We start from the raw sequence: 18186 nt of genomic DNA, 5'->3' as shown, positions 1-18186 counted from the left end.
GCCCACCGCGAACCACATGGCAGACGGCGTACCCCCGGACTGGCGGACGCCAAACCTCCCGCAGGCTGGGCCGTTCGGGTGCTCCGATAACGGGTCCAGGAGTGAATAATCGGAAAGGGGGTACCTGGGAGCGTTACCGGAGAGGTGGGTGAGCAGTGGCGGTCGCGGGCGGCACGGCGCAGCGGCGCTGGCTGCGCGCCCTGCTCTGGCTGGCCGGACTGCTGCTGGCGATGTTCGCGGTTTCCTGCCTGTTCAGCTCTTCCGCCGACGCGGCGCCGCCGGAGAACCCGGTCGACTCCTTACTGGACCCGGTCACCCACATCGTTGAACCTTTGCTGGGCAAGGCGGAAAAGCCGGTCGCTCGCGAACCCGGAGCGGACCGAGCCGAAAAACCCGTTCCCCACAAGAAGAAGAGCCCGGCCGCCAACCCCGCCCCCGGATTTTCGCCTGACGAAGCCGAAAAACCCGTCACCCAGGTGCTCAAGCCCGTCACCGATGTGGTGGACCCGGTGGTGCACCAGGTGAAGAAACCGATCACCCAGGTGGTCGAACCCGCCGCCCCGCTGCTCGGCCAAACCGAGAAAACCCTGGCGCGGGCGGGTGAACCGGTGGCCGATCTGGTCAAGGCGACCGCTCCGTTGCTGCATCTGGTGGAGCGACCCGTCGCCAACGTGCTCAAGCCCGTCAAGCCGCTGCTCGACCAGGTCGACCACGCGGTGTCCACAGTGGTTCAACCAGTGGCCGGAGTGGTTCAGCTCCTGGCGCCCGTGCTCGACCTCGTCGAAGCACCGCTGTCACTGGTGACCGGCAGCGTCGCGGTGCTCAGCCGCGGGCTGGGCAAAGCCGTCGAACCCGTACTGGTGCCGCTGGCGGAAGCGACCGAGTCACCGCTCCTGCCTTCGCCGACCAAGCCGAAGGGCTCGTCGGTGGGCACTGTGCGGACGATCGCGAAGGCACCGGCGGTCACGGCGCCCGCCGTCTCCCCGCAGCCATCCGTCGCCGAGGCGGGGTCGAGCGTCACCGTTGTCCGCCTAGGACCGGCGTTGACCACCGTGACGCATGACGAACAGCCCACCGTCATTCCGGCGCATCCGTCCGCCGCCCAGGGAACTCCGGAGGCCCCGGAATCACCCGCGCCGCGGGAACTTCCGCCGGTCCCCTACGTCCCGTTCCTCTCACCGGGGAGCGCCACCGCCGTGACACCGCACGTCACGCCGGCCGGGCACGCACCGGTGAGCGTTCCGCTGACCACCGGTTACGCCGTCGCCCGTCAGGGGGACGACGTGCCGCTGTGGCGTTCGATCAAGCCGGGCAGCCGCCCGGACTGAAGGTTCACCGCGTTTCGCCAGCCAGCGAACTTTCCCATGCGGTGAATCGAGGAAACCTTGTACACCAAGACTTTCGACCTGGGCATGGTGCAGCGGGAAACCGTGGTCACCGTCCGGCTCAACGCGATGGCCAACGTCCGCCTGCTGACCGAGGTCAACTTCGCGGCCTATCGGCGCAAGCAGTTCTACCGGATGCACGGCGGCGTGGCCACGGCCCCGCTGTTCAAGATCTCCGTGCCCACCACCGCCCACTGGTACCTGGTACTGGACGTGGACGGGCTTGAACCACACCCCCTGCACCCCCAGGTCACCATCGGCAAACTGACCGACACCCGCACGAACTAGGCGGGTGCGCCGTAAGGAGCGGCCTTCGCTCGTTTCCGGACTTCGTCGAAATGGCGGTGCATGGCTTCGACGGCGGCGTCCGGGTCCCCGGCGGCCAGTGCGTCGACGATGCGCTGGTGCCGTTTCGCGGTGCTCGCCGGGGAGGAGACCGGGCCGCCTACCTCGGGTTCCGTGGCGCGGTAGACGTCCCAGAACAGGGCGGTCAGCTCGCGCGCGAGCGCGAAGCCCGCCTCGGCCCCGAGCAGGTCGTGGAACTCCCGGTCGGCCGCCGCGCCGTCCGGGCCCTTGCGGCGCATCCGCGCCACGCACGCCTCCAGCTCGCCGATCAGCTCGGGCCGGTGCCGCGTGGCGACCCGGCGGGTCAGCTCGGTCTCGATCATCTCCCGCAGTTCCAGCAGGTCACGCAGCCTGCCGACGTCACCACGGGTACGGGTGCGGAACATCAGCCAGGTCTGCAGCGCCTCCGGCCCGCCGGAGCCGACGAAGGTGCCGTGCCCGTGCCGCACCTCCACGATGCCCAGCGCCTGCAGCGCCTTGATCGCCTCGCGGACCGAGGTGCGGCTGACCCCGAGATCGTCCATCAGGCTCAGCTCGGTGGGCATCGGCGCCCCGGGCGGCAGCTCGCGTTCGACGATCAGATCGATGATCTGCCGGGTGATCTCGGCACCGCGTTGGGGACGCGCCACGACAGTTCTCCTCGGATACGTTCGGTCACCGGCCGGTTGCGTCGGACATCGTACGTCATAAGACCCCTTGACCGGGAAGAGCGCGGCCTCCTACAGTTCGACCCACGTCGGACATCCCACGTCCGATGACCACCATCGCCGTTGGTGCCACACAGCCGGGAGTTCTCATGCCCCACAGCCCGATCGGATCCGCGCGCCGGTTCAGCCGGCGCGACCTGCTTCGCTACTCCGCACTGGCGGGCGGCGCCGTGGCGTTCACCTCCACGCTGGCCGCCTGCGGCGGCGGTCCGGCCTCGACGAACAAGACCGGCAGCTCGACCGGCACCATCACCGCGGTGCTCGGCTACGGCAACAACCAGTCGTGGGACCCGCTGCAGACCGCCTCCGCCTTCTCCATGGCGGCCAACCTGCACTGCTACGAATCGCTGGTCGAGGGCGACCCGATCACCCGCGAGCCCTTCCCCGCGCTGGCCAAGGCCCTGCCCGCCGACCTCAATGCCACCACGCTGAAGTTCGAACTCCGCGACGGCGCCAAGTGGCACGACGGGCAGCCCGTGACCGCCGACGACGTGGTGTTCACCTACGCCCGCGCGCTCGACCCGAAGGAGAACGTGCTGGTGCACGCCTTCTTCGCGCACTGGCTGGCCGAGGTCCGCAAGTCCGGTGAGCGCGAGGTCGAGTTCGTGCTGAAGTTCCCCTTCCCCTACGCGCTCGACCGCATCCAGACCTGCAAGATCGTGCCGAAGCACGTGTTCGAGGGAAAGTGGGCCGACGCGGCCGGCGGCAAGGTGGTCGGCTCCGGCCCGTACAAGGTCACCGAGCAGGCCCCGCTGAGCCACACCGCGTTCGAGAAGTTCGCCGAGTACAACGGCCCGCGGCCGGCGGCGTATGAGAAGATGCTCTGGAAGTCGATCGTGGACGCCGCGCCCCGCGTCGCCGCCATCTCCGGCGCGAACCCGGACGCGCAGATCGTGGAGAACATCCCGGCCGCGAACACCGAGCAGCTGCGTGCCGCCGGGCGCACGGTCGAATTCGCCGACGGCGGCAACAACCTGTTCCTGCTGTTCAACACCGCGCACCCGCCGTTCGACAACAAGCTGGTGCGCCAGGCGCTGCACTACGCGATCGACGGCAGGAAGATGGTCGAGATCGGCCTCAAGGGCGCGGGGACCCCGGCCACCTCGTTCATCAACCCGGCGCTGCCCTCGTCGCAGCCCGCCGCGCACGACTTCGCCTACAACCCGCAGAAGGCCAGGGAACTGCTGGCACAGGCCGGGGTCGGCGATCTCGGCATCTCACTGTCCACTTCGAACACCTCACTGGTGGCCGACTGCGTGAAGGTGATCAAGGAGGGCTGGGACGCCATCGGCGTTCGGACCACTTTGGACTCCCAGGACACCAAGGCGCTGTTCAGCAAGCTCGACGCGGGCACCGACTTCCAGGTGGTCGCGACCACGAACAACCCGCAGCAGTTCGGCAACGACCCGGACCTGCTCATCCGCTACTACTACGACGAGAAGTCCCTGCTGATGAAGACCTACGCGAAATGGACCGGCGCGGACGCGCAGGCGTTGCTGGCCCTGCAGAACCAGGCCGCCGCCGAGGTCGACGCGGGCAAGCGCGCCGCGCTGACCAAGCAGGTGCTCGACCTGATCTCCGAGCACGCGGTCATCTACCCGGTGGTGTTCACCCAGCTCGGCACCGCCTGGGACGCCAAGGCGATCAGCGGCGTGCGCGCGCAGGGGTATCCGGGCATCTACCTCAACCAGGCCAAGCCGGTCTGAGCCGGGAGAACGTTTCGTGGTCGTCATCGTGCGGATGCTCGCCGGGCGGGTGCTGGCCCTGGTGCCACTGCTGCTCGGCGTCATCCTCTTTGTCTTCATCGTGATGCGCTTCTCCCCCACCGACCCGGCGCTGGCCGCGTTCGAGGGCGCCAACGTCAGCCAGGAACAGCTCGAAGCGTTCCGGGAGGCCAACGGGCTCAACGACCCGCTGCCGCTGCAGTACGTGCACTTCGTCTGGCAGCTGATCCAGGGTGACTTCGGCACCAGCGTGATCACCAAGCAGCCGGTCGGCGAGACCATCACCACCGCGCTGCCGCTGACCGTGCAGCTGACCCTGATGGGCCTGGTCATCGCGGTGGTGCTGGCACTGCTGCTCGGGATCACCTCGGCGTTGTTCCGGGACCGCTGGCCGGACCAGCTGATCCGGCTGGTCACCCTGGCCGGGGTGGCCGCACCGGCGTTCTGGGTCGCGCTGCTGCTGGTGCAGTGGCTGGCCGTCGGCGAGGGGCTGTTCCCGACCAGCGGCTACGTCAGCATGAACGACTCGTTCGGCGGCTGGCTGAACTCGATGGCGCTGCCCGCGATCGCGCTGGCCATGCCGGTGGCGGCGCAGCTGACCCGCATCATCCGCACCTCGATGGTGGAGGAACTGGACCGCGACTACGTCCGGACCGCGCGCGGCGGCGGGCTGCCGCCGGTTGTCGTGATCGGGCGCAACGTGCTGCGCAACGCGCTGGTCAACCCGCTCACCGTGCTCGGCCTCCGGGTCGGTTACCTGCTCGGCGGCGCCGTGGTGATCGAGACGATGTTCGCGCTGCCGGGAATGGGGCAGAACATGATCCAGGCCGTCAAGGACGGCGACACCGCCAAGGTGCAGGGCTTCGTGATCACCATCGCGATCGGTTTCGTGCTGGTGAACCTGATCGTCGACCTGCTGTACCTGCTGGCGAACCCGCGCCTGCGGAGCCACGCGTGAACGGCGCGCGGCGGCTGGGAGCCGCTTCGTGGATCGCCGCCGGGGTGCTGGGCGCGCTGGTGCTCGTCGCGCTCTTCGGCGACCTGTTCACCACGCACGACCCGAACGCGCTGAGCACCGACGCCGGCGGGCCCAGCGGCGGGCACTGGTTCGGCACCGACCAGTCCGGCCGGGACATCTTCTCCCGGCTGGTCGCGGGTACGCGCTGGTCACTGGCGATCGGCCTGGGCGCGACCGCGCTCGCACTGGTCGCCGGCACCCTGATCGGCTCGCTCGCGGCCACCGCCGGCCGCCGCGCCGACGCGGTGATCATGCGCGTCCTCGACGTGATCATGGCGTTCCCCGGCATCGCGCTGGCCGCCGTGCTGGTCGCGGTGTTCGGCCAGGGCATCGGCGTGCTGATCCTGGCGATCGCCTTCGTGAACATGCCGCCGATCGCGCGGGTGGTGCGGGCGAACGTGCTGGCGCAGTACAGCGAGGACTACGTCGACGCGGAGAAGATCATCGGCGCGAAACGCCGGTTCATCCTGGCCAGGCACGTCGCGGTCAACTGCGCGGCGCCGGTGCTGGTGTTCTGCACGGTGATGGTGGCCGAGGCGATCGTGTTCGAGGCCTCGCTGTCGTTCATCGGCGCGGGCATCCAGCCGCCGGATCCGTCGTGGGGCTCGGTGATCTCCGACGGCAAGGACCTGGTGCTGATCGGCGGCTGGTGGGCGACCCTCTTCCCGGGGCTGATGATCCTGCTCACCGTGCTCGCGCTGAACGTGCTCTCCGAGGGCATTTCCGACGCGTGGGCGGCACCTTCGGCCCGCAGCGCCAAGGCGGGGCAGGCGGCCAAGGAGGTCGCCGCCGAGGAAGCCGCGGAGAACACCGAACCGGTGCTGCCCATCTCGGGACTGCGTGAGGTCGGCACCCGGCTTTCCCGTACCGCGAGGGATCTCGACGGCAAGCCGCCGGTGCTCGAAGTGGACAGTCTGGCGATCTCCTTCCCGGACCGGCACAACGGGGTCGACGTGGTCGCCGGGGTCTCGTTCTCGGTGCGGGCGGGCGAAGTGCTCGGCCTGATCGGCGAATCCGGGTGCGGCAAGTCGCTGACCTCACTGTCGATCATGGGCCTGCAACCGCGCACGGCGAAGGTGTCCGGGCAGATCCGGTTCGCCCAGCGGGACCTGCTCGCGCTGAGCCCGGCCGAGCGGCGGCGCCACCTCGGGCACGACATCTCGATGATCTACCAGGACGCGCTCAGCTCGCTGAACCCGGCGATGACCATTCACGCGCAGCTCAAGCAGTTCACCCGGCGTGGCGGCACCCGCACGCCGGCGGAACTGCTGGAACTGGTCAACCTCGATCCACAACGGACGCTGAAGGCCTACCCGCACGAGCTGTCCGGCGGGCAGCGGCAGCGGGTGCTGATCGCGATGGCGTTGTCGCGCAGTCCCAAGCTGATCGTCGCGGACGAGCCGACCACCGCGCTCGACGTCACGGTGCAGGCGCAGGTCATCGCGTTGCTGCTGCGGTTGCAGGAGGAACTCGGGTTCGCGCTGATCCTGGTCTCGCACGACCTCGCGCTGGTCTCCGACGTGGCCGACCGGGTGGTGGTGATGTACGGCGGCCAGGTCGCCGAGACCGGCACCACCGCGCGGGTGGTCGGCGCGCCACGCCACCACTACACCCGCGGGCTGCTCAGCGCGGTGCTGTCGCTGGAGGAAAGCCAGGCGCAGCTCACCCAGATCAAGGGCGTGGTGCCGTCACCGGCCGAATTCGGCCAGGGCTGCCGGTTCGCCGACCGGTGCCCGGCCGCGCGCGCCCGCTGCCGCACCGAGGCCCCGGTCCCCGCCGGGCAGACGCTCGAGCACCAGGTGGCCTGCCACTTCCCCGCCGAGATCGATGAGGTGCACGCAGTGCACTGGATCGCGGAAGGAGCGCGGTCGTGAGCCTGCTCGAACTCGACGGTGTGCACGTGGTGCACCGGATCGCCGGTGACCGGCTGTTCGGCCGGGCCTCGGTGTACGCCCTGACCGACGCGAACCTCGTGCTCAACCCCGGGGAAACCGTTGGTGTGGTGGGTGAATCCGGCTGCGGGAAGTCCACTTTGGCCAAGGTGATGGTCGGGCTGCAACAGCCGACCGCGGGCACGGTGCGCTACCGCGGCGATTCGCTGTGGGAGATGCGCGCGGCCGACCGGGCCGCGAAGTTCGGCCGCGACGTCGGCATGGTCTTCCAGGACCCGGCCACCGCGCTGAACCGGCGGCTGGCCGTGGCCAAGATCATCCGCGATCCGCTGGACGTGCACCGCGTGGGCACCGCCGCCGCGCGTACGGACCGGGTGCGCGAGCTGATGTCGCTGGTCGGCCTGCCGGACAGCGTCGCGGACGCGGTACCCGGCCAGCTCTCCGGCGGGCAGCGCCAGCGCGTGGCGATCGCCAGGGCACTGGCGCTGGAACCCGCGCTGCTGGTGGCCGACGAGCCGACCTCGGCGCTGGACGTCTCGGTCCGCGCGCAGATCCTGAACCTGCTCATCGAACTGCGCGAAAAGCTCGGCCTGGCAATGGTTTTTGTCTCCCATGACATCCAGACCGTGCGCAAGATGAGCGACCGCATCGTGACCATGTACCTGGGCCGGGTGGTGGAGGAGGCGCCCGCCGCCGAACTCCCCCACGGTGCCCGTCACCCGTACACGCGCGCGTTGTTCTCGGCCACGCCGAGCCTGCTGAACCCGGTCGAGCCGATCGTGCTCAGCGGCCCGGTGCCCTCGGCGACCGCACCGCCCAGCGGCTGCGGTTTCCGCACGAGGTGCCCGAAGGCCACCGAAGCCTGCGCCGCCGAACTGCCCCCGCTGTCCACCGGTTCGCCCGGCCAGACCTATCGCTGCATCCACCCGGAAACACCCGCCGAGACCATCGGAGTGAGCCCATCATGACCGCCACGCAGTTCGCCGGCGTCATCCCGCCGCTGTGCACCCCGTTGCACGACGACTGGACCGTCGACACCGCCTCGTTCCGGCGGCACATCGAAGCCCAGATCACCGCCGGAGTGCACGGGATCTTCGTGCTCGGATCCTCGGGTGAGGTGCCGTTCCTGCCCGACACGCAGCGGCGCGTGGTGCTCGAGACCGCCGTCGACCAGGCCGCCGGGCGCGTGCCGGTGCTGGCCGGGTGCATCGACATGACCACCCTGCGCGTGCTCGAGCACGTCCGCGACGCGGAGAAGGCCGGTGCGGACGCGATCGTGGTCACCGCGCCGTACTACACCCGCACGCACGTCGCCGAGATCGACCGGCACTTCCGGCTGCTCGCCGAGCGCACCGAACTGCCGATCTTCGCCTACGACATCCCGATGGCCGTGCACAACCGGCTCGACCGCGAGATGGTGCTGCGCCTGGCCGCCGACGGGGTGATCGCCGGGCTGAAGGACTCCAGCGGTGACGAGGCCGGGTTCCGGTTCGTGTTGCTGCGCAAGGCCGAACGCGAGCTGGACTCGTTCGCCGTGTTCACCGGCTCGGAGCTGATGGTGGACACCGCGCTGGCACTGGGCGCGAACGGTGTGGTGCCCGGACTGGCCAATGTGGACCCGGACGGGTACGTGGCCATCCACCGGCACGTGCGCGCCGGCGAGCTGGACGCCGCGCGGAAGGTGCAGGAGCGCCTGCTGAACCTGTTCACCATCACCGACATCGCCCCGACCGGCCGGATGGGGCGCGGCTCGGCCGCGCTCGGCGCGTTCAAGGCGGCGATGAAGCTGCGCGGGTTCATCGACAACGCCGTGATGGCCCCGCCCCAGCTGCCGCTCAACGCCGAGGAACTGTTGCAGATCAAGGAGAAGCTCGTCGAATCGGGGCTGGTCTGATGTTCGGGAAGATCCACTACGGCGCCGACTACAACCCGGAGCACTGGCCGGCCGAAGTCTGGGACGAGGACATCAAGCTGATGGCCGAGTCCGGGGTGACCATGGTGACCGCGGGCATCTTCTCCTGGGCCGGGGTGGAACCGCGGCCCGGCGAGTACGACTTCGGCTGGTTCGACACGGTGATGGACAAGCTCGGTGACGCCGGCGTCGAGGTCTGCCTGGCCACGATGACCGCCTCTCCCCCGCCGTGGCTGACCCACCTGCACCCGGAGGTGCTGCCGGTGCGGGCCGACGGCACGCGGTTGTCCGCCGGGGCGCGTCAGCAGTTCTGCCCGTCCAGCGAGGTCTTCCGCCGCTACGCCGCACGGCTGGCCGAGCGGGTCGCCCGGCGCTACGGCGAGCACCCCGCACTCTCGATGTGGCACATCGGCAACGAGTACGGCTGCCACATCCGCGCCTGCTACTGCGACAACTCGGCGGCGGACTTCCGGCGCTGGCTCGCCGACCGCTACGGCGACATCGCCGCGCTGAACCAGGCGTGGAGCACCACGTTCTGGTCGCAGCAGTACGACGACTGGGCCGAGGTCTTCCCGCCGCGGGTGGCACCGACCTTCCCGAACCCGGCGCAGCAGCTGGACTTCCACCGGTTCTCCTCCGACGCCTCGCTCGGCTGCTACCTGGCCGAGCAGAAGGTGCTGCGGCGGCTCACCCCGGACGTGCCGATCACCACGAACTTCGTCGGCCGGGTGCAGAAGTCGCTGGACTGGCACCGCTGGGTGCCGCACGAGGACGTGGTCAGCCTCGACTCCTACCCGGACCCGTACGACCCGCGTTCCCACGTCGAAGCCGCCTTCGCCTACGACCTGGTGCGCTCGCTCAAGGACGGCAAGCCGTGGATGCTGCTGGAGCAGGCGCCCAGCGCGGTGAACTGGCGCAACCGCAACAGCCCCAAGGCACCCGGCGCGATGCGGCTGGGCAGCTGGCAGGCCGTCGCCGGGGGCGCCGACGCGATCCTGTTCTTCCAGTGGCGGCAGACCAGCGGTGGCGCGGAGAAGTTCCACTCGGCGATGGTGCCGCACGGCGGCCGCGAAACCCGCACCTGGCGCGAGGTGAGCGCGCTCGGCCAAGAGCTGGCGACGGTGTCCGAACTGGCCGGCACCACGATCGACGCGGACGTGGCGATCCTGCACGACTGGGAGAGCTGGTGGGGCCTGGAGCTGGATTCGCACCCCTCCGGTGACCTGGACCAGCTCGAAACGCACCTGGCGCACTACGCGCCGCTGTTCGACGCCGGGATCACCTGCGACGTGCGGCATCCCGCGGACGACCTGTCCAAGTACAAGCTCGTGGTGGTGCCGAACCTGTACCTGATGGACGAGTCGGTGGCGGCGAACCTGCGCCGGTACACCGAACGCGGCGGGCACCTGGTGGTGTCGTTCTTCTCCGGCATCGTGGACGCCTGCGACCGTGCCTATCTCGGCGGTTATCCGGCGCCGCTGCGGGACATCCTCGGTCTGCGGGTGGACGAGTTCTGGCCGCTGCCCGACGGTGGCACGACGACCGTCCGCTACGCCGACGGCACCGAATCCGGTGCGACGGTGTGGTCGGAATGGATCGAGCTCGAAGGCGCCGAAGTGGTGGCCGAGTTCGCCGAGGGCGAGCTGGCCGGGCGCCCGGCGGTCACCAAGCACGAGTTCGGTGCCGGGGTGGCGTGGTATCTGGCGACCCGGCCCGACGCCGGGGCGATGCGCGCGTTGTTCGACCGCATCACCGCGGAGGCGTCGGCGGCTCCGGTGGTGGCCGGATTGCCCGACGGCGTGCAGGCCGTGGTCCGGCGCGGCGCCGACCGCGAATACCTGATCCTGCTCAACCACACCACCGGCGAGGTCATCGTGCCGCTGCCGTCGGCTTCCGCCGATCTGCTCACCGATCCGTCGGTTGCGCTGGACCAGGTCACGCTCGGCTCGCGTGGTGTCGCGGTACTCAGGAGGAACTCGTGAAGCGCGCGCTGCTCCTGGTCTGCCTGCTGGTGGCGGGTTTCGCGGTACCGGCCGCGGCGGCGCCCGCGGTCGACGAGCAGGTGTTGTTCAAGGCGTCGCAGGACCCAGGATACGCCTGCTTCCGCATCCCGGCGATCGTGAAGACCGCGCGTGGCACGCTGCTCGCGTTCGCCGAGGGCCGGGTGGACAACTGCGGGGACACCGGTGACATCGACCTGGTGCTCAAGCGGTCGGAGGACGGCGGGCGCACCTGGTCGCCGATGCAGGTGGTGAACTCCGGCGACGGGGACACCCACGGCAACCCGGTGCCGATCGTGGACCGCGAGACCGGGCGGATCGTGCTGATCAGCACCTACAACGCGGGCCGTGACGACGACAAGGGCTGCGCGATCCCCTGTGCGCGCTTCCCGCACCAGCAGCACAGCGACGACGACGGCAAGACGTGGTCGGTGCCGCGCGACATCGGCGCCCAGGTCAAGCGTCCGGAGTGGACGGCGTGGTACGCCTCCGGTCCGGTGCACGGCATCCAGCTGGAGAAGGGCCCGCACGCCGGTCGGCTGGTGTTCGGCGTGAACGCGGAAACCGCTCGCGGCACCCAGTCGGTGGAGAACCACGCGGCCTTGATCTACAGCGACGACCACGGTGACAGCTGGCGGATCGGTGCGCAGACCGACTACCCGCATTCGGTGCCCGGCGCGTACACCCAGAAACCGCAGGAGATCAGCGTCGCCGAACTGGCCGACGGTTCGGTTTACGCGGCCGGGCGCGACCAGGGCGGCCAGGACGTCGGCAACCGCTCGTACGCGATCAGCCGGGACGGCGGCGAGTCGTTCAGCACGCCGTTCACCACCATTCCCGATCTGGTGACGCCGATCGTGCAGGGTTCGGTGCTGCGGCTGCAACGGCCGGGCAAGCCGGAGCGGCTGCTGTTCTCGTCGCCGTCGGACACCGACCGGCGGCGGTGGATGATGATCCGCTCGTCCTACGACGGCGGGCGGAGCTGGGAGACCGTCGAGCAGGGCACGCGGATCACCTCGGACTGGTCCGGGTACTCGGATCTGGTGCAGGTCAGCGATCCGCGGTCGCGGGCGGTGGAGATCGGGCTGATGTACGAGGGCGGCCCGGTGGACGCGCGCGACGAGATCCGGTTCGCTCGGTTCGGCGAGGAGCACCTCGGCTGGAAGAACCCGGCCGGACCGTCCACTCCGGACCTTTCCCGGCAGCACTCGGACGCCACCGCGGTCGGCGGTTCATCCACTGTGGACGGCCGATTCGGGCGGGCACTGGACCTGGACGGTTACCTCCGCGTGCCCTACGACCAGGCGCAGTTGCCGGGTGCGGGCGACTTCACCTGGACCGGTTGGTTCCGCTACGGCGAGAGCAAGGCGGATCAGGTGCTGACCTGGCTGGGCGGCATGGGCGGGACCGCGCCGCAGCTGTGGCTGCGCGCCGAACCGCGGCTGGGCAGGCTGATCGCCACGATGACCACCCCGGCCGGGTCGAAGTCGATCACCACCACGTCGGCCTACGACGACCAGCAGTGGCGCCACGTGGCCCTGCGGCGCACCGGGGATCGCTTCTCGCTGACCATCGACGGCGCCGAAGCCGCCGCGGGTCCGGCGCCGGCGGGCACGATCAACCAGACCGTTTCGTGGCAGTTCATCATCGGGCAGCGGCTGGACAACACGCAGCGATGGCAGGGCGCGCTGGACGAAATCCGCTTCTACCGGCGCTCTCTGTCCGACGACGAGCTGACCGGAATCCGGGAGCGAAACGCCGCCGTGCCGGAAGACCAGGTGCTGCGCCTGCCGCTGGACCGCGTCTCACGCTGACGGCGGGGCGGCCCAGCGGCGGGACGGGCTGAACCCCGTGGTGCGGGGCCAGGCCCCGCACCACGAAGCCCGCCGCCAGGGCCGCCCATTGCCACCAGCACCTTCACGGCTCGACGATGTCCCGCCATCGAACCGGGTGCACTAGGAAACCTGTGTGGTGTCCGCGATCGGCACGCTCTGGTTGCCGACCGGGCAAAAGACGAGGCCCGAGTTCGGAGAAAAACAGGCTGGCCGGTAGGTCACGGTTCCCGCATTGCTGTACGAATACTCGGCGCTACCGGAAAAGGTCGCCCACTCACCTGGCACCAGCCTCGGATGCGTCATCTCACGGATGGACAACGTCCCGCTCCCGGCACCTTCCAACTGGAGCGACATCCAGCCATTGTCGAGCTCGTTGGCCGGTACCTCGCCGAACCGGGACGGCCACAACATCCTGAAACTTGCCTCGATCGACTTGGTCGCGCCGACATTCGTCGTGGTCGGGGCGGTAACGGTCAACTGCGGATCGATGTACCACATGCCCCCGGTCCCCAAGTAGGCTTGGTACTTGGCAGTGACCGTGTCGGCTGCCGCGGGCGCCGCCGCGACTGTCATCAACCCCACAGCTGCCACCACCGAGACCAGCGCGGCTGCGATTCGCCTGCCCCATCGAGACATGGCACTCCTTCGACCGTCGACGTCAGTTGCCGGCGCCCAGCATGCGTTGGCCCGAGCCCGCGTGTCATCTCATAACTTGTGACGTCCCGCCCGAAGCCGAACCGCCGAATCGGTCCCTCCGCACTTAGCCAAGGGGTTCGTAGTCGATTTCGAGGAAGTCTTCGACCTCCGCCACCCATCGTTCCGCCACGAAGGCGGTGTGCACCGGGTGCTCGTTGTACGCGGTGTACGCGGCCTGGTCGGCGAACTCCATCGAGAAGCCGAACCGGAAGTCGTTCTTCGCGCTGGTCTGGCGCAGTTGCTCGAACCGCCGCACACCGGGGATGTCGGCGAGGGCGAGCGCGGCGGTCAGGAACTCGCGCTCCTCGGCCGAGCCGGGGGCGTGGCGGAGCCGGAAGGCGACCGTGTGACGGATCATGATCCGAACCCTAGCCTGCCCGCCGGTACTCCTCCCAGGTCCGTTTCGGGCTCACCGCCGGGCCGTCGTCCGGGCCGCGGTTCGCCAGGCCGTTCCGCCCCAGGTAGTAGTCGCCGCCCTGGTGCTGTGCCGGCGGCGAAAGGTCCGGGTCGGCCAGTGCGACCGCGTGGATGTGCGCCTCCCAGTCACCCTGCGCCGGAGTGCGGTACCAGGCCGCGAAGCCGACCGTCCGCAGTTCGCGCACCACGTTCACCGGTGTCACCCCGCTGACCGAGATGTCCAGCACTCCCCCGCCATCGTGCGTACCGGCCGAAGTCGGGTCGCCGCCGGGGTTGTACGAACCCTGCGTGACGACCAGCGAGCGCCCGAGCCTGCCCTCCGCCTCCACCAGCATCGCCTTGGTCCGCGCGTTCATCAGCGCGCCGCGGTAGGTCACCTTTGCCCCCGGCACCAGCGTCCGCGTCACGGTGAACCGCTGCTCACCCAGCTTCAGCAACGACACCCGGCCGGGGAAACCCGACGCGTCGAGGCCGCTGGACCCCTGAGCGCGCTGGAAGGCCGCGTACGCCTCGACGGTCTTCGTGCCGAAGTGCCCGTCGACGTACCCGGCTTCGAGCAGGCCCTCGTCACGCAGCGCCCGCTCGACCTCGAGCACGCTGTCCCCGCTACCCGGGGTCACCGCCGAATCCGCGCGCCGGGGGTCGATCTGCGCGGCCTTGAGCACCGCCTCCATGTTCACCGCGGGCAGGGCCTGCGCCACCGCGCTCCCCGAAAGCACGGTCAGCACCACGGCAAGCGCACCGATTCGCCTGATCATGCGGCCGAGCGTAAGCAGCGCCGTCCACCATCGACCAGATGCAAATGTAATCAGTCAAGAGCAAACGGGAAGTCGTGCACCACGCTTTGCCGCCTACGCTCGGGGCATGCGCCTGCTGATCGCCCCGTCCGGCCCGGAACTCGCCGATCCCGACGACTGCACCCGCTTCCACGTCGAGGTGGGCGCCGAAGACCGGCTGCGCGACGTGCTCGCCGAACACGGCCTCGGCAGGCTCGACGACGGCGGCGAGCACATCCACGTCGCCATCGACGCGTTGCGCAAGCTGGCCGATGGCCGCACCGCAGACGACTGGAGCACCCGCTTCGACGGCATGCTCTCCTACGCCGCGTCCAAGGGCTGGCTCGACCGGACCGGCACCCACGTCCGCGCCCACATCGAATGTTCCTAGAGCTTCGCCACGATCTCCGCCAGCTCGGCCCACGCGAGGCCGGTGTCCTCGGTTCGTGCGTGCGGCTGCCGGAACAACTCGACGTAGACGGCCACTTCGTCGAGGTCCCAGCGCAGGCGGTACGTCGCCAGCGTCGCCGGATCCGGCCGGTGACCGGTCAGCTCCTCGTACCGCTGGAGTTCCTCGTCGGTCGCGAAGGCGAGGTCGCGCTCACGCACCGCGAGTCCGACGGTGTCCCAATCGAGCAGGAACCGGTTTTCCCCCGCCCAGAGCACATTCCCGGGATGTGGCTCGCCGTGCGTGACAACCCGGTCGGGGCTCAGTTCCGCGATCCGGTGATCGAATTCGGCCAGTCGACGGCGCAACCCTGGCAGGTGACCGGCCAGCAACTCACGCGCGGGTTCGGCGTACGGGCCCGCGTCCCACGGGCGGTCCAGCTCGCCGAAGGACTCCTCCAGGCGCGCCCGCAACGCGAGATCCGGATCGAGCACGGGCACGCATCCAGGCGGGGTGACCCCGTGCAACGAGGCCAGCAGGTCGACCACCGACCCTCGCGGGGTGTCCCCGAAGTCGCCGGAAGAACCTTCCAGCAAAGGGAAAACGCTCACCGCGTACTGCTCCCCCGCCGGCCGGACCGTCTCACCGCCCGCGGTTTTCTCGGGCGCCACCACGAAGTCCAGGCCACCGTGCCGTAGTTCCCAGGCGGTGTCCATCGCCCGGCGAAGGCCAGGCCCGGCCGCGGCCACTCCGAGTCCACAGTGGACTTTGGTGGCCAGGTCGGCCAGTGTGACGAACCACCGGCGGCCGTCCGCGCCGGTGGCGATCCAGTGGTAGTCACCGAAACCGACCGCCGCGTAGTCCAGCTCGACGGCGTCGATCCCCCAGTCGAGCAGCACCCGCCGCAGGCCGAACTCTCCCTCCGGATGATCTTTCATGCCCGCGAAGCTAACCCACCGGGCTGTTCGCGGCACAGCGATTTCCGGCGTGGGCGGGTACGGTTCGCCGGAGGAACGATCAAGGAGGAGCGGGCATGCCGGAACTGCTCGCCGCCGGCGGCTGGGGCCTGCTGGCCGGTTCGGCGCTGCTGGGCGGCGCGTTGCTCGGGTACCTGATCCGGATCCCGGCCGGGCTCGTCGCCGCGGTGATGGCCTTCGGCAGCGGGGTGCTGCTCTCGGCGGTCTCGTTCGAGCTGATCGCCGAGGCGCACGAACGCGGCGGACTGCTGCCCACCGCGGCCGGCGCGCTCGGGGGCGCCTTGATCTACACGCTCGCGAACGTGGTGCTGGCGCGCCGCGGTGCCCGTCACCGCAAGCGATCCGGTGACCAGCAGCCCAGTGAAGCCGAGCAGGGTGGCTCCGGCACCGCGATCGCGCTGGGCGCGCTGCTCGACGGCGTGCCGGAGTCGATGGTGATCGGCACCAGCCTGCTCGGCGGCGGCTCGGTCAGCGCGGTCACGGTGGCGGCGGTGTTCATCAGCAACGTGCCGGAGGGACTGTCCAGCGCGTCCGGCATGCGGCGCGCCGGGCGGAGCGCGCGGTACGTGTTCGCGCTGTGGGCCGGGATCGCGGTGATCAGCGGCGGCGCGGCGATGCTGGGGTACGGCCTGCTCGGCGGGGTGTCCGGGCAGGTGCTGGCCGCGATCACCGCGCTGGCGGGCGGCGCGATACTGGCGATGATCGCCGACACGATGATCCCGGAGGCGTTCGAGGGCGCGCACCTGTGGAACGGCATCATCACCGTCACCGGCTTCCTGACCGCGTTCGCCCTTTCGCACGTCTAAGCGAGGAAGTCCTGCCACATCACGGCGCGGCCGGGATCCTCATCCGCTCTTGGCTCTTGGCCGACCCGGCAGTCACGCGGGGACCATAGCATCGGCACCATGGCACTGAGGGCGCTGAGCGCGTTGCGGGACTACGGCATCGATCCGGACCGCGGGTTCCTGCCCGCGTCCGACCCGCTGGACCGGCTGCCGCCGCAGTTCGCGCCGTGGGAGTCGGCCGCGCGCGACATCGGCGCGCTGCTGATGACCGGCCGGATGCGCGAGGCCGTGGCCGCGCTGCCCGAACTGTCGCCGGAGGGGCTCACCACCGATGCCGAACGGGAACGGGCGATGCTGCTGCTCGTCTGCCTCGCCAACGCCCACGTCTGGGCGAGCGATCCGCCCGCGTCGAACGTGCCCGCCGTGCTCGCGCGGCCCCTGCACCGGCTGGCCGCCGAACTGGACCGGCCGCCGATCATCGCGCACGCGTCGATCGTGCTGTCGAACTGGCGGCGCCTCGACCGGGCCGGACCACTGGGCATGGACAACATCGACACCCAGGTCACCTTTCTCGGCGGGGTCGACGAGAAGTGGTTCTACCTGGCGACCGCGGGCGTCGAACTGGCCGGTGCGCCCGCGCTGAAACTGCTCGCCGACGGGCAGGAGGCCGTCGCGGGCGACGACGCCGCGCAGCTGACCTCCTGCCTGGACGAACTGCGGGAGGTGCTCGAACGCACCGTCCGCGCCTTTCTCGACGTCGAGCGCTGGTGCGACCCGTACGTCTTCTACCACCGGGTGCGCCGCTTCCTCACCGGCTGGAACGGTGTGACCCTCGACGGGACCGGCGCCGCCCCGTACACCCTCGCCGGGGGCAGCGCCGCGCAAAGCTCACTGATCCAGGCGTTCGACACCGGGCTCGGCGTCCTCCACGACGACCCGCTCACCGCGGACTTCCTCGGCCTCATGCGCCGTTCCATGCCGCGCGCGCACCGGCGCTTCCTGCACGACCTCGGCGCGGGACCGTCCATTCGCGACTACGCCGTCACCGCCGGGCATCCGCCGCTGGCCGAGTCCTACAACGCGGCCGTGCGCACCCTCACCGACCTGCGGGGCAAGCACATCGGCCTGACCGGGCGGTACATCACGCGCTTCGAACGCGGTGAAGGCAAGGGCACCGGCGGCAGCGACTTCGTGACCATGCTGCGCCGGGCCCGCGAAGAAACCGACGGCGCTACCCTCAGGCTCCTGGATTGAAAGACGGTGCGTCGAAGGATCTCGGTCCCCTTCCCCAGCGCGTCACCGTCGACGTGGAACAGGTGCGCCGGTTGA

At 70.0% G+C, this 18186-nt stretch carries 17 protein-coding genes; 12 read left to right on the top strand and 5 right to left on the bottom strand.

What is annotated here, in order from left to right; translation table 11 throughout:
• The first annotated feature begins 155 nt into the window (after positions 1-155).
• Together YIM_RS20180 and YIM_RS20175 are read left to right on the top strand one after the other, a co-directional pair.
• Positions 156-1328 (top strand): hypothetical protein, encoded by a 1173-nt coding sequence (locus tag YIM_RS20180; protein WP_153031832.1) that lies wholly within the window; start codon positions 156-158, stop codon positions 1326-1328.
• Positions 1329-1385: 57 nt separating this feature from the next.
• Complete coding sequence (locus YIM_RS20175; RefSeq protein WP_228004847.1) at positions 1386-1673, top strand: DUF1883 domain-containing protein; 288 nt, start codon at positions 1386-1388, stop codon at positions 1671-1673.
• Here YIM_RS20175 and YIM_RS20170 read toward each other — a convergent pair.
• Positions 1670-2359: a FadR/GntR family transcriptional regulator gene (locus YIM_RS20170; RefSeq protein WP_153031831.1), complete on the bottom strand. Its 690-nt coding sequence runs from the start codon at positions 2357-2359 to the stop codon at positions 1670-1672. The two genes, YIM_RS20175 and YIM_RS20170, sit on opposite strands and share 4 nt — an antisense overlap.
• A 167-nt stretch (positions 2360-2526) precedes the next feature.
• Between YIM_RS20170 and YIM_RS20165 the strand changes: the two genes are divergently transcribed.
• The 7 genes from YIM_RS20165 to YIM_RS20135 are packed head-to-tail and all read left to right on the top strand — an operon-like array spanning position 2527 to position 12797.
• Positions 2527-4143, top strand: coding sequence for an ABC transporter substrate-binding protein (locus tag YIM_RS20165; protein ID WP_153031830.1), 1617 nt, complete (start codon positions 2527-2529; stop codon positions 4141-4143).
• 16 nt (positions 4144-4159) lie between these two features.
• Positions 4160-5119, top strand: a complete 960-nt coding sequence (locus YIM_RS20160) for an ABC transporter permease (RefSeq protein ID WP_153031829.1) — start codon at positions 4160-4162, stop codon at positions 5117-5119.
• A complete protein-coding gene (locus YIM_RS20155) occupies positions 5116-7053 on the top strand; it encodes a dipeptide/oligopeptide/nickel ABC transporter permease/ATP-binding protein (RefSeq protein ID WP_153031828.1) in 1938 nt (645 codons plus the stop codon). Before YIM_RS20160 ends, YIM_RS20155 begins: the two co-directional genes overlap by 4 nt.
• Positions 7050-8039: an ABC transporter ATP-binding protein gene (locus YIM_RS20150; RefSeq protein ID WP_153031827.1), complete on the top strand. Its 990-nt coding sequence runs from the start codon at positions 7050-7052 to the stop codon at positions 8037-8039. The genes YIM_RS20155 and YIM_RS20150 overlap by 4 nt, the downstream gene beginning before the upstream one ends.
• On the top strand, positions 8036-8965 hold the full coding sequence (locus YIM_RS20145; protein WP_153031826.1) for a dihydrodipicolinate synthase family protein: 930 nt from the start codon (positions 8036-8038) through the stop codon (positions 8963-8965). Before YIM_RS20150 ends, YIM_RS20145 begins: the two co-directional genes overlap by 4 nt.
• On the top strand, positions 8965-10965 hold the full coding sequence (locus YIM_RS20140; protein ID WP_153031825.1) for a beta-galactosidase: 2001 nt from the start codon (positions 8965-8967) through the stop codon (positions 10963-10965). The genes YIM_RS20145 and YIM_RS20140 overlap by 1 nt, the downstream gene beginning before the upstream one ends.
• Positions 10962-12797: a sialidase family protein gene (locus YIM_RS20135; protein ID WP_228004846.1), complete on the top strand. Its 1836-nt coding sequence runs from the start codon at positions 10962-10964 to the stop codon at positions 12795-12797. The genes YIM_RS20140 and YIM_RS20135 overlap by 4 nt, the downstream gene beginning before the upstream one ends.
• A 141-nt stretch (positions 12798-12938) precedes the next feature.
• On the opposite strand, the gene YIM_RS20130 is transcribed toward YIM_RS20135, so the two are convergent.
• The 3 genes from YIM_RS20130 to YIM_RS20120 all read right to left on the bottom strand — a co-directional run bounded on the left by YIM_RS20130 (position 12939) and on the right by YIM_RS20120 (position 14689).
• A complete protein-coding gene (locus YIM_RS20130) occupies positions 12939-13454 on the bottom strand; it encodes a hypothetical protein (protein WP_153031824.1) in 516 nt (171 codons plus the stop codon).
• Between the two features lie 124 nt (positions 13455-13578).
• A complete protein-coding gene (locus YIM_RS20125; protein ID WP_153031823.1) occupies positions 13579-13872 on the bottom strand; it encodes a Dabb family protein in 294 nt (97 codons plus the stop codon).
• A 10-nt stretch (positions 13873-13882) separates the two neighbouring features.
• Positions 13883-14689 (bottom strand): peptidoglycan-binding protein, encoded by an 807-nt coding sequence (locus YIM_RS20120; RefSeq protein ID WP_153031822.1) that lies wholly within the window; start codon positions 14687-14689, stop codon positions 13883-13885.
• Between the two features lie 106 nt (positions 14690-14795).
• Here YIM_RS20120 and YIM_RS20115 point away from each other — a divergent pair, with 106 nt between their 5' ends.
• Positions 14796-15098 (top strand): hypothetical protein, encoded by a 303-nt coding sequence (locus YIM_RS20115; protein ID WP_153031821.1) that lies wholly within the window; start codon positions 14796-14798, stop codon positions 15096-15098.
• Here YIM_RS20115 and YIM_RS20110 read toward each other — a convergent pair.
• A complete protein-coding gene (locus YIM_RS20110; protein ID WP_153031820.1) occupies positions 15095-16033 on the bottom strand; it encodes a phosphotransferase in 939 nt (312 codons plus the stop codon). The genes YIM_RS20115 and YIM_RS20110 overlap by 4 nt on opposite strands.
• Positions 16034-16128: 95 nt before the next feature.
• Between YIM_RS20110 and YIM_RS20105 the strand changes: the two genes are divergently transcribed.
• Positions 16129-16878, top strand: a complete 750-nt coding sequence (locus YIM_RS20105; protein WP_153031819.1) for a ZIP family metal transporter — start codon at positions 16129-16131, stop codon at positions 16876-16878.
• Between the two features lie 99 nt (positions 16879-16977).
• On the top strand, positions 16978-18111 hold the full coding sequence (locus YIM_RS20100) for a hypothetical protein (protein ID WP_153031818.1): 1134 nt from the start codon (positions 16978-16980) through the stop codon (positions 18109-18111).
• Positions 18112-18186 lie beyond the last annotated feature (75 nt).

This window comes from Amycolatopsis sp. YIM 10, assembly GCF_009429145.1.
GTDB lineage: Bacteria > Actinomycetota > Actinomycetes > Mycobacteriales > Pseudonocardiaceae > Amycolatopsis.
The sequence above is the reverse complement of the archived record's forward strand: the minus strand, read 5'-3'. Positions and strand labels throughout refer to the sequence as shown.

Bases quoted from the DNA above. Each gene is read 5' to 3' on its own strand.
- YIM_RS20165 (WP_153031830.1), top strand. From the start codon at position 2,527: ATGCCCCACAGCCCGATCGGATCCGCGCGCCGGTTCAGCCGGCGCGAC.
- YIM_RS20100 (WP_153031818.1), top strand. From the start codon at position 16,978: ATGGCACTGAGGGCGCTGAGCGCGTTGCGGGACTACGGCATCGATCCG.
- YIM_RS20125 (WP_153031823.1), bottom strand. From the start codon at position 13,872: ATGATCCGTCACACGGTCGCCTTCCGGCTCCGCCACGCCCCCGGCTCG.
- YIM_RS20115 (WP_153031821.1), top strand. From the start codon at position 14,796: ATGCGCCTGCTGATCGCCCCGTCCGGCCCGGAACTCGCCGATCCCGAC.
- YIM_RS20145 (WP_153031826.1), top strand. From the start codon at position 8,036: ATGACCGCCACGCAGTTCGCCGGCGTCATCCCGCCGCTGTGCACCCCG.
- YIM_RS20110 (WP_153031820.1), bottom strand. From the start codon at position 16,033: ATGAAAGATCATCCGGAGGGAGAGTTCGGCCTGCGGCGGGTGCTGCTC.
- YIM_RS20120 (WP_153031822.1), bottom strand. From the start codon at position 14,689: ATGATCAGGCGAATCGGTGCGCTTGCCGTGGTGCTGACCGTGCTTTCG.
- YIM_RS20105 (WP_153031819.1), top strand. From the start codon at position 16,129: ATGCCGGAACTGCTCGCCGCCGGCGGCTGGGGCCTGCTGGCCGGTTCG.
- YIM_RS20130 (WP_153031824.1), bottom strand. From the start codon at position 13,454: ATGTCTCGATGGGGCAGGCGAATCGCAGCCGCGCTGGTCTCGGTGGTG.
- YIM_RS20140 (WP_153031825.1), top strand. From the start codon at position 8,965: ATGTTCGGGAAGATCCACTACGGCGCCGACTACAACCCGGAGCACTGG.